The sequence below is a fragment of the Pseudomonas sp. PS01299 genome (assembly GCF_029960145.1).
In the GTDB taxonomy this organism is placed as follows: Bacteria; Pseudomonadota; Gammaproteobacteria; order Pseudomonadales; family Pseudomonadaceae; genus Aquipseudomonas; species Aquipseudomonas putida_A.
In genome coordinates, this window is record NZ_JASCPO010000199.1 from 1 (window position 1) to 10,945 (window position 10,945).

10 protein-coding genes are annotated in these 10,945 nt (G+C 60.5%); 3 read left to right on the forward strand and 7 right to left on the reverse strand.

The window, feature by feature from the left end; translation table 11 throughout:
• Window positions 1-102 precede the first annotated feature (102 nt).
• From QMX91_RS24420 to QMX91_RS24435, 4 genes are all read right to left on the reverse strand, one after another.
• The gene (locus QMX91_RS24420) at window positions 103-1,056 is read right to left on the reverse strand and encodes a hypothetical protein (protein ID WP_027614341.1); all 954 of its coding nucleotides are present in this window, start codon (window positions 1,054-1,056) and stop codon (window positions 103-105) included.
• A 17-nt stretch (window positions 1,057-1,073) separates the two neighbouring features.
• Window positions 1,074-2,789: a proline--tRNA ligase gene (locus QMX91_RS24425; protein WP_282413509.1), complete on the reverse strand. Its 1,716-nt coding sequence runs from the start codon at window positions 2,787-2,789 to the stop codon at window positions 1,074-1,076.
• A 129-nt stretch (window positions 2,790-2,918) separates the two neighbouring features.
• Entirely contained in the window at window positions 2,919-4,478 is a 1,560-nt protein-coding gene (locus QMX91_RS24430; protein WP_282413510.1) for an AmpG family muropeptide MFS transporter, read from the reverse strand.
• 43 nt (window positions 4,479-4,521) lie between these two features.
• Window positions 4,522-4,875, reverse strand: a complete 354-nt coding sequence (locus QMX91_RS24435) for an MGMT family protein (RefSeq protein ID WP_098967536.1) — start codon at window positions 4,873-4,875, stop codon at window positions 4,522-4,524.
• A 166-nt stretch (window positions 4,876-5,041) separates the two neighbouring features.
• Here QMX91_RS24435 and QMX91_RS24440 point away from each other — a divergent pair, with 166 nt between their 5' ends.
• Entirely contained in the window at window positions 5,042-6,049 is a 1,008-nt protein-coding gene (locus QMX91_RS24440) for a DUF481 domain-containing protein (protein ID WP_134785576.1), read from the forward strand.
• 116 nt (window positions 6,050-6,165) lie between these two features.
• Here the strand turns inward: QMX91_RS24440 and QMX91_RS24445 are convergent, their stop codons facing one another.
• Window positions 6,166-6,375 carry a cold-shock protein gene (locus tag QMX91_RS24445; protein ID WP_002554837.1) on the reverse strand — a complete coding sequence of 70 codons (210 nt, stop codon included), beginning with the start codon at window positions 6,373-6,375 and terminating at the stop codon, window positions 6,166-6,168.
• Window positions 6,376-6,728: 353 nt separating this feature from the next.
• Here QMX91_RS24445 and dcd point away from each other — a divergent pair, with 353 nt between their 5' ends.
• The gene (gene dcd / locus QMX91_RS24450) at window positions 6,729-7,295 is read left to right on the forward strand and encodes a dCTP deaminase (protein ID WP_003222308.1); all 567 of its coding nucleotides are present in this window, start codon (window positions 6,729-6,731) and stop codon (window positions 7,293-7,295) included.
• A 102-nt stretch (window positions 7,296-7,397) separates the two neighbouring features.
• Entirely contained in the window at window positions 7,398-7,607 is a 210-nt protein-coding gene (locus QMX91_RS24455; protein WP_027614346.1) for a hypothetical protein, read from the forward strand.
• 46 nt (window positions 7,608-7,653) lie between these two features.
• Here the strand turns inward: QMX91_RS24455 and pdeM are convergent, their stop codons facing one another.
• Together pdeM and QMX91_RS24465 are read right to left on the reverse strand one after the other, a co-directional pair.
• Window positions 7,654-8,310, reverse strand: a complete 657-nt coding sequence (gene pdeM, locus QMX91_RS24460) for a ligase-associated DNA damage response endonuclease PdeM (protein WP_098967537.1) — start codon at window positions 8,308-8,310, stop codon at window positions 7,654-7,656.
• Window positions 8,307-10,796, reverse strand: a complete 2,490-nt coding sequence (locus tag QMX91_RS24465; RefSeq protein ID WP_282413511.1) for a ligase-associated DNA damage response DEXH box helicase — start codon at window positions 10,794-10,796, stop codon at window positions 8,307-8,309. The genes pdeM and QMX91_RS24465 overlap by 4 nt, the downstream gene beginning before the upstream one ends.
• Between the last annotated feature and the right edge of the window lie 149 nt (window positions 10,797-10,945).

The window sequence follows — 10,945 nt, forward strand, 5'->3', positions numbered from 1 at the left end:
GAGGCCGCTTTCGCGAGCAAGCCCGCACCCACATTTGATCGAGTTCCTTCAGTGGAATGCAATCAACTGTGGGAGCGGGCTTGCTCGCGAAGCTTTTCAGGCTTAATTCGGTCCAGGATCAGCGACCAGACGCCCCGCATCCTTGGTCAGCGACTTGAGAAATTCCGCCTGCAACTCAGGATCGTTGCGCGTCAGTTCTATGAGGCTTTGTTCCAGCTCGCTGGCCTCTTCCTCCAGACCCAGTTCCGACAGACGTTTGACCCGGTGGACCCACTGGCTCACTTCGTCGTCTTCCAGATCGTCATAAATCAACCCGTGCGCTTCGAGCAACTTGCTGCGCAAATGGCTGCTGATTGCCAGAGATGAATCGCTGTGCACGTCATCCTTGCCGTCTTCGACGCTGATCTGCAGTTTGCCGATATGATTCAGGTCATTTTCGGCGAACGGACTGTCCAGCAGGTTCAGGCGCAGCACGCCGTTGCGGTCGGTGGTCATGTCGAAGGTCTGCTTGCCGGCCTTGACCTGCACCGGACGCTCGCTCCACGGCAGGCTCGAATACTCCGTGCGCTTGTCGCGCTGGACTTCATCGATACCGGCCAGGTTCTGTTGCGCACGACCGTGGGACTGCACGTTCATGAACGGGTTGACCCCGGCAATGCCGTAGTTCAACCAGTCCTTGGTCACGCTGTCCGGCAGGTTGCCCAGAGCGAATACGTTGACCACATTGGCGCCAATACCGGCGACCACGGCCACTGCACCCAGCGGAATCTCGTAGATTTCGCGCCAGGGCTGATAAGGCGTGTAGCGATCGTAACGACGGGTGACCTCAAACTCGGTGACTTCGAAGGTCTTCTGTTCGTTGATTTTCACGCGACGCTGCGGCAGTTCGAGCACCTTAGGCTCACCGACATCGATCTGCAGGCTGTGATCGAGCAGTTTGCGCTCGACCCGCTCTTCGTGCTCGCTGCGCTGTGACATCTGATTGGCACAGCCGCTGACCAGCAGGGCGCCGCACAAGGCGGCGCCACCGAGGCCCAAGGTGTTTCGCTTGAACATGAGGTCTCTATCTGGATTCAGCGGCGGATACGGGCCTGAAGGAAGGACAGCACATCGGCAACCGGCAGCGCTTGCGCTTCGGCCTCGGTGCGGCTCTTGTATTCCAGGTTGCCTTCGGCGAGGCCGCGGTCACTGACCACGATCCGGTGAGGAATGCCGATCAGCTCCATGTCCGCGAACTTGATGCCCGGGCTGGTTTTCTTGTCGCGATCGTCCAGCAACACTTCGAAACCGGCCGCCGTCAGTTCTGCGTACAGCTTGTCAGTGGCTTCGCGCACCTGCTCGGTTTCATAACGCAGCGGTACCAGAGCGATCTGGAACGGCGCCAGGGTGTCGCTCCAGATGATGCCTTTCTCGTCGTTGTTCTGCTCGATGGCGGCAGCGACCACGCGGGATACGCCGATACCGTAGCAACCCATTTCCAGGGTGACCGGTTTGCCGTTCTCGCCCAGCACTTCGCACTTCATCGCCTTGCTGTACTTGTTGCCCAGCTGGAAGATGTGCCCGACTTCTATGCCGCGCTTGATTTCCAGGGTGCCTTTGCCGTCCGGGCTTGGGTCACCGGCCACGACGTTACGCAGGTCGGCAACGGTTGGAACCGGCAGATCGCGTTCCCAGTTCACGCCGAAGTAGTGCTTGTCGTCGATGTTCGCGCCGATACCGAAGTCGCTAATCAGTTCGACCGAGCGGTCGATGATGATCGGCAGCGGCAGGTTCAGCGGGCCGAGCGAACCGGCACCGGCGCCAATGGCGTCACGCAGCTCGGCATCGGAAGCCATGACCAGCGGGCTGGCCACGCCTGGCTGGTTGGCAGCCTTGATTTCGTTCAGCTCGTGGTCGCCACGGATGATCAGGGCAATCAGCTTGCCTGGCTCTTCGGCGTGGACGATCAGGGTCTTGATGGTCTTTTCAATCGGCAGATTGAATTTTTCCACCAGCGCGGCAATGGTCTTGGTGTCTGGAGTGTCGACCAGGCGCAGCTCTTCGGCCGGCGATGGACGCGAGGTTTCCCGTGGCACGGCTTCGGCTTTCTCGATGTTCGCCGCGTAGTCGGAGCCGTTGCTGAAGACGATGTCGTCTTCGCCGGACTCGGCCAGTACGTGGAACTCGTGGGAGCCGGCGCCACCGATCGAGCCGTTGTCGGCTTCAACCGGGCGGAATTTCAGGCCCAGACGGGTGAATACGTTGCAGTACGCCTGATGCATGCGGTCGTAGGTGACCTGCAGCGACGCCTGATCGGCGTGAAACGAGTAGGCGTCCTTCATGATGAATTCGCGGCCGCGCATCAAACCGAAGCGTGGACGGATTTCGTCACGGAATTTGGTCTGGATCTGGTACAGGTTGATCGGCAACTGCTTGTAGCTGCTCAACTCGTTGCGCATCAGATCGGTGATCACTTCTTCGTGGGTCGGGCCCGCGCAGAAGTCGCGACCGTGGCGGTCTTTGATGCGCAGCAGCTCAGGGCCGTATTCTTCCCAGCGCCCCGATTCCTGCCACAGCTCGGCCGGTTGGGTGCTCGGCATCAACACTTCAAGAGAACCGGCAGCGTTCATTTCTTCGCGAACGATGGCTTCAACCTTGCGCATTACTCGCAAACCCATCGGCAGCCAGGTGTACAGGCCCGAAGCGAGTTTGCGGATCATGCCGGCGCGCAGCATCAGCTGATGGCTGACGACGACCGCATCGGAAGGCGTTTCTTTCTGTGTGGCGAGCAAAAATTGACTGGTGCGCATGGTTGGCCGTTGTCGGTTGCTATGACTGGAAATGACGGAGCAGTGTACCGGCGAGATTTGCCGACGTACAGGATTGCGCTCGGCGGTGAGGCTCAACGGCGGGAATCCTCCCGCCGTATCTGAATTGTCCTACGACTCTTCGACCACGCTGGTCGGCACAGGCTCGGGCGTTGGTGTCGGGCCTTCGCGGCGGTTTTCCTGAAACCAGTGCAGGGCGATCAGCACCAGGGTCGGCACGCCGAGTAGCGCCGTGATCATGAAGAAGCTGTGGTAGCCGAACTTCTCGACCATCACTCCGGAGTAACCACCCATCAGGCGTGGCAGCAACAGCATGATCGAACTGAGCAGGGCGTACTGGGTGGCCGAGAACTTGAGGTTGGTCAGGCTCGACAGGTAGGCGACGAAGGCTGAGGTCGCCATGCCCGAACTGAAGTTGTCGAGGGAGATGGTCACCACCAGCATCTGCAGGTTCGGGCCCATGTCAGCCAGCATCACGAACAGCAGGTTGGTTGCCGCCGAAGCTGCGCCGCCAATGAACAGGATCGGCAGGATGCCGAAGCGCACGATCAGCAGGCCGCCCATCCCGGCGCCGAGGAGGGTCATGATCAGGCCGAAGATCTTGCTGACGCTGGCGATCTGATCCTTGGTGAAGCCCTGGTCGATATAGAACACGTTGGCCATCACGCCCATCACCGTATCGGACATCCGGTAAGTGGCGATCAGCCCGAGCAACAGCAACGCCTGCCAGCGGTAGCGCAGGATGAAGTCGTTGACCGGGGTCAGCACCGGCGCCAGGCCGCGACGGCCCATGGTCGACAGGCACAGGCCGGTGAGCAGGGTGTAGAGGATGGCGCGCAGGAAGGCGCGGTCTTCGAGCAACAGGTCGAGCGGGCTCATATTGCCGAACAGCACGCCGGCGAAATCGGTGTTGTAGAGCTGCGTGAACATCGCCGGAACCGACACCAGCAACACGATCAGCACGAATACCGAGGCCAGTTGATGCCCGAAACTGTAGCGGCCGGCCTGCAACTGCGTGCGCAGTGGCACTGGCGGTTCGCGCATCAGTAGCGAGGTCAGCAGGGCAGGGATCATCAATACCCCGAACAGGGCGTAGGTGCCGGTCCAGGCCGAGTGTTGATAGTTGAAACCGGTGGAGCCGAAGCCCTCGGCAAAGAACAGCGCGCCCGCCGTGGCGAGCAGGGCGGCGACGCGGTAGCCGGACATGTAACTGGCAGCCAGCGCGGCCTGGCGGCTGTCGTCAGCGATTTCCAGGCGATAGGCGTCGACCGCGATGTCTTGGGTGGCGGAGGCGAAGGCGACGATGACGGCAATGGCGATCAGCCAGGACAGGTGTTTCTGCGGATCACAGAAGCCCATGCCGATCAGCCCCAGAATCACCAGGGTCTGCGAGAGCACCAGCCACGAACGGCGGCGGCCAAGCTTGCCCAATAAAGGCAGGCGCCATTGGTCGAGCAGCGGTGACCACACCCATTTGAAGGCGTAGGCCAGGCCGATCAGGCTGGCGTAGCCGATGGTTTCACGGGCAACACCGGCTTCACGCAGCCAGACGGAAAGCGTCGAAAATACCAGCATGTACGGCAGGCCGGCAGCAAAACCGAGCAACAACAGCACGAGCGTCGAAGGACTGGCATAGGCGGCGAGCGCGGCGCGCCAGGTTTTACGGGGCATGGGCTGAAGTCTGCCTCAAGATTGCGAAAACAAAGCGCGCACTCTAACCGCTGTGCTCTATCGGACGCCAGCCATGGCGCTGAATATCCACACGATTGTTCAGGACGGTGACGCCTTCAGAACGCAATCGTGCCCGTTGTTCGTCCCCCGAGGGGCTGCCCAGTGGCAGACTGATCCGACCGCCGGCACCCAGTACCCGGTGCCACGGCAGTTTGGTATCGCCGGGTAATTGGCTCAGGGTCCGGCCGACCCAGCGGGCGGCGCGCCCCAACCCTGCGAGTTCAGCTAACTGACCATAGCTGACCACCTTGCCCTCAGGCACTTGGGCAAGGGTGGAATAAAGCGCCGTGCGTCGGATTTGCGCTTCGCTTTCCTCGGGATGATTCGGCTCTTTCACCAGCGCGGTTCCTGAACAATAGTCGTATCGATGGGCTCAAGCGTAATCGCTCGTTGGCCAGATGAGAAATGAACTCAATGGAAATCGCTCGGTCAGTCCTTGTCAGGGTCTTATTCCTACGGATAATGCCGACCTTTTTTCGCAAACTTGAGCCCTCGATCCGCTTATGTTGTCCAGAACCCTGCTGTGCCTTGCTGTCTTCAGTGCCTCCACGCCGCTGCTTGCCGATACCGTCTGGTTAAAGAACGGTGACAAGCTGAGCGGTAAGATCTCCGTTTTCGATGGCGGCAAATTGCTGATCCAGACCCAATATGCGGGTGCGGTCAGCATCGACTGGAAAGAGGTCAAGACCCTGCAGAGCGATCAGGAGCTGCTGGTCAAACAGGACGCCTACAACGGTGAAAAAGCCAAGTCGCTGACCGCCGCCGATGACGGCAAGGTCACCCTGGCCAACGGCGAGGCGCCGAAGACCGTCGAGCTGGCGAGCATTCAGCAGATTCTCAAACCGAAACCGGTGGTCGAGGATCTGGTGTGGAAAGGTAATGTAGGCCTGGCGATGGATTATCAACGGGCGGAAAAGGACACCGACGACTACGACATCGACTTCAAGACCACCGCGCGTCATGGCCGCTGGCGGCACACCGCCGAGGGCGAATACAACCGCGAAGTGCAGGACGAGCAGGTCACCACCAATAACTGGCGCGCCGAATACGCACTCGACCGCTTCCTGACTGACAAATGGTTCTGGCAGGGCCGCCTGAACTACAAGCGTGACTACGTTGAAGAGCTGTCGCGTCAGCGTGTGGTCGGTACCGGTCCGGGTTACCAGTTCTGGGACGACGAGCTGGGCGCGTTCTCGCTCGGTTCGCTGCTCAACCGCACCGATTACGAGTACAGCGATGGCGGCAAGGACAACTTTTATTCGGTCGCCATGAAGTGGGATTACAACCGCTACCTGATCGGCAAGAAAGTCGAGTTCTTCACCAATGGCGAACTGGGCAAGCCGCTGTCTGACGTAGCCAACTACGCGCTGGATGCCGAGATGGGCCTGCGCTACAAGGTCACCGACTGGGCCTCGCTCAACCTCAAGGCTGAGCGCGACATCATCAGCGGCACCAAGGATGCGGATTTGAACAAGACCCGCTACACCGCAGGGTTTGGCGTGGCCTGGTAAGGCAAGTCGAAAAAAAAGCAGCCGTGAGGGCTGCTTTTTTTGTGGCCGTTAAAAAACACACGCCCACAAAAAAGCCCCGCTTTGAGGGCGGGGCTCTTTTCTAAAGAAGCTACAAGTTAGATAACTTGTACTTCTTCAGCTTGCATGCCTTTCTGACCGCGGGTAGCGATGAAAGAAACCTGTTGGCCTTCTTTCAGGCTTTTGAAGCCGTCGGATTGGATAGCTTTGAAGTGAACGAACAGGTCGTCACCGGATTGTGGAGTGATGAAGCCGAAGCCTTTTTCATCGTTGAACCACTTAACGGTACCGGTTTGGCGATTAGACATGGTGTAACTCCTTGAACAAAGATAACTGCGACTCAGGAAGAACCCTGGCCGAGACTGAGTGCAAAGAGCAGGAAAAATTCTTGTAGATGGTTGGATCGAAATTCAACATATCGTGTAGAGATTCTCAGTGACACAAGCAACACAGTGGCGCCACCTTAACCCTTTTTCCGGAACGTGCCAATGTTTCTTGCGAAGGTTTCTCTGTTTTAGGGATCGACGGTGTGACGGTTCGTCGCCAGGGCCTGTATTTCCAGGGTGTTCGGCGAGAATTTCAGCGCGGACTTTGAACCCGGCGGCGCGCCCGGTAAGATGCCGGACAGATTTTTTCCACCTCGCTATTCAGGACACCCGCCATGAGCATCAAATCGGACAAGTGGATTCGCCGCATGGCGCAGGAACACGGCATGATCGAGCCTTTCGTCGAGCGCCAGGTGCGCGGCAGCGACGACAGCCGTGTGATTTCCTACGGTGTGTCGAGCTACGGCTACGATGTGCGCTGCACCAACCATTTCAAGGTGTTCACCAACATCAATTCGGCGATCGTCGATCCGAAGAACTTCGATGCCGGCAGCTTTGTCGACATCCACAGCGACGTCTGCATCATCCCGCCGAACTCCTTCGCCCTGGCCAGCACTGTCGAATACTTCCGCATTCCGCGCAACGTATTGACCATCTGCCTGGGTAAAAGCACCTACGCGCGCTGCGGCATCATCGTTAACGTCACCCCGCTCGAGCCTGAGTGGGAAGGCCACGTGACCCTGGAATTCTCCAACACCACCAACCTGCCGGCGAAAATCTACGCCAACGAGGGCGTGGCGCAGATGCTGTTCCTCGAATCCGACGAGCAATGCGAAGTTTCGTACAAGGATCGCGGCGGCAAATATCAGGGCCAGCGTGGCGTGACCCTGCCGCGTACCTGATCCATCCGGCAGTTCGCGGGAATTCTTTGGCGGGCAGACACTCTATGGGGTGTACTGCCCGTTTTTGCTTCTGGCAAAGCGGGCCTTCGCCGAGGAGGTTGCATGAAGATCGATCCGCATATCACCGCCCAACTGGCAAGGCTTGAGCCCAATCAGGTTGGCGTTTTGGCCTGGTCATTGTTGGCACACCCGGCTTTCCATATGGCAGGCGGCATTCCAGGTCAGCCTGATCCCGACACCCCTAACGAACAACCGACCGAACCCGGCGAGCCGACGCTGCCGGACGAGCCGCCACCCGCGCCAGTGGCCTGAGTCGCTACTCCATGAATGGCCAGTCGGCTGAGGTTTGCCCAAGACCTCAACTGACGGGCCATATTTCGTTGTCGCCGATGACGAAAATCCTGCACTGAGCGTCTTTCTCGACCTGATAACCACCGGTAAAGGCACCAAAGGCCGGCAGCAGGCTCAATCGCTCACCCAGTCGAAAACACGCCAGCCGCAAACGCTGCCGCCCCTTGCCGTTGAGCCGATAGACCGGATGCACATGCCCGGCCAGCACATGCCGCTCGGGATGTGGATCCGGTTCGTGTTGCAGGGCAAACGGCCCGAGCAGCAGGGGCTCCGGAACCACGCGGATATTCAGCGCCGCCGGGGGATCCCCGGCACGTTTGTCGTGGTTGCCGCGAATCAGCGTCATCGGCAGATCCGCGTGCCGTGCACGCCACTCGGCCAGGGCATTCAGCGTACCCGTCGCATGCGAACCGGGGCCGTGCAGAAAGTCACCGAGGAAAATCAGCTGCCGACAGGGCAGTCTGGCCAGCAAGCGGTCGAGCACTTCGATATTCGCCGTCGTGGTGCCCTGGGGTACCGGCTGGCCGAGGCTGCGATAGGCCGCGGCTTTGCCGAAATGCACATCGGCGATCAGCAGTGCTTGCTGCGCCGGCCAGTACAGGGCCTTTTCCGGCAGCAGCCAGAGTTCTTCACCGGCCAGGCGCACTGGATACGCTGCACTCATGAGGCTTGACCCTTGTCGGCGGACTTCTCCAGATCGCCGACCATGCGCCGGATGCGGTCAGCGAGTTTTTCCGAACTCATGCTTTCGCGCATGCGCTCCACCAGCAACGGAAAGCCTAGCGGTGTAGGACGTTTGATCAGGTGCATGTCCAGTTTCATCCGGTTGATCCGCTCCAATGTCTGTTCCAGACGACGAATATCCAGTTCTTCCCGTAAGACTTCTTCCCCGGCTTGAGCCAGCAGCAGGTTGTCAGCGTCGTATTGTTTGAACACTTCGAAGAACAATCCGCTGGAAGCCTGTACCTGGCGGGTACTTTTCGGCGCGCCGGGATAGCCGGCGAACACCAGCCCGGCGATCCGCGCGATCTCGCGAAAGCGCCGCAACGCCAGCTCCCCGGCACTGAGGCTGGCCAGCACGTCGCGCAGCAGATGCTCGGGGCTGAGCAGCGCCGCATCGAGTTGCTCGAACCAATCGACCGGCGTGGCGCTGAGCAACTCCAGCCCGTAATCATTCACCGCAATCGAGAACGTCAGTGGCTGGCGCTGACTCACGCGCCAAGCCAACAGGCTGGCGAGCCCCAGATGCACCTGGCGCCCGGCAAACGGATAAAGGAAAAGGTGCCAGCCTTCACGGGATTTCAGCGCTTCGGCCAACAGACTGTCGGAGGTGGGCAGACCCGACCAGTGCGCCTGGGTTTGCAGCAACGGTTGTAGCGCCTGCATTTCCGGGCCGACGAACTCACCCCGCGCTGCTGCAGTAAAGCGGCTGACCACCGCGGCGGCCAGTTCGTTGGAAAGCGGCATCCGCCCGCCATTCCAGCGCGGCACGGCGGCTTTTTTCGCGGTGCTGCGTTTGACGTACGCGGTCATGTTCTCCACCCGCACCAACTCCAGCAGGCGCCCGGCAAACAGAAAGCCATCGCCCGGTTTCAGCCGCGCGATAAAGCCTTCCTCGACACTGCCCAACTGCTTGCCGCCGCCACCCTTGCTCCAGAATTTCAGGTTGATGCTGGCGTCGCTGACGATGGTGCCGATGCTCATGCGATGACGGCGCGCCAATCGCGCATCGGGCACGCGCCAGACGCCGTGTTCATCCGGTTCGACCCGACGGTAATCCGGATAGGCCGTCAGAGAAAGCCCGCCGTGACGTACGAAAGCCAGCGCCCAGGCCCAATCTGCCCGTGTCAGATCACGATAAGCCCAGGCACCACGCACTTCTTCGTACAGCTCTTCGGGAATAAAGCCACCGCCCAGCGCCATGCTGACCAGATGCTGCACCAGCACATCCAGCGGTTTGTGCGGCGACAGACGCGGTTCGATGAGTCGTTGCGCCACGGCGTCGCCTGCGGCAGCGGCTTCGATCAGTTCCAGGCTGTGGGTCGGCACCAGCGTCACGCGCGAGGTGCGCCCCGGCGCGTGACCAGAGCGCCCGGCGCGTTGCATCAGTCGCGCTACGCCTTTGGCCGAGCCGATCTGCAGGACCCGTTCCACCGGTAAAAAGTCCACGCCCAGATCCAGGCTCGAGGTACAGACCACGGCTTTCAGCTTGCCGTCCTTCAACGCTTGCTCAACCCAGTCGCGGGTCTCGCGGGACAGCGAGCTGTGGTGCAACGCGATCAGCCCGGCCCAGTCCGGCCGCGCTTCGAGCAATGCCTGATACCAGATTTCCGACTGTGCCCGGGTGTTGGTGAAGACCAGGCTGCTGGCGCAGGCATCCAGTTCGGCGACCACCTGCGGGAGCATCTTCAGACCGATGTGCCCGGCCCAGGGAAAACGCTCGATGGCCGGTGGGATCAAGGTGTCGACATTGAGTGATTTTTCGCTCTGGCCCTGCACGCTGATCCCGCCGCCCTGTGGGATCAGCACCTGTTCGGCGTGGGCTTGATTACCGAGGGTGGCGGACACGCCCCAGACGATCAGTTCGGATTGCCAATGGCGCAGGCGGGCGAGGGCCAGTTGCAGTTGTACGCCGCGTTTGTTGCCGAGCAGTTCGTGCCATTCATCGACAACGATCATCCGCAGGCTCGACAACGCAGTCCTGGCGTCGGCTCGGGCAAGCAGCAGGGTCAGGCTTTCCGGGGTGGTGATCAGCGTGGTTGGCAGGCGCCGGCCCTGACGCGCACGTTCGGCGCTGCTGGTGTCGCCGGTGCGCAGACCGATGCTCCACGGAATCTGCAAATCGCTGACTGGCGCTTGCAGGGCGCGTGCGGTGTCGGCGGCGAGGGCACGCATCGGCGTGATCCACAGCACGGTCAGTGGTTCGGCTGGTGCTTTGCGTTTTTTGCTGTCTGCAACGCTGGGTTTGATGCGGGCGAAGCGGTTGAGCGCGGCGAACCACACCGCATAGGTTTTACCGGCGCCGGTGCTGGCGTGGAGCAACCCCGACTGACCTTGTTTGACGGCGGCCCACACCTGCTTTTGAAAGGCGAACGGCTTCCAGTTGCGCGCGCTGAACCAGAGTTTTGCGAAGTCGGTGGAGGTCGGCATACCGGCGGCGTGCGCTCTGAAGGTGTTCCTTCAGTGACCGCGCCGTTGCGGGACAAGTTTAATTTTGTGCGAGTACATACACCCTTGTGGGAGCGGGCTTGCTCGCGAAAGCGGTGGGTCAGTCAAAACAATGCTGACTGACCCACCGC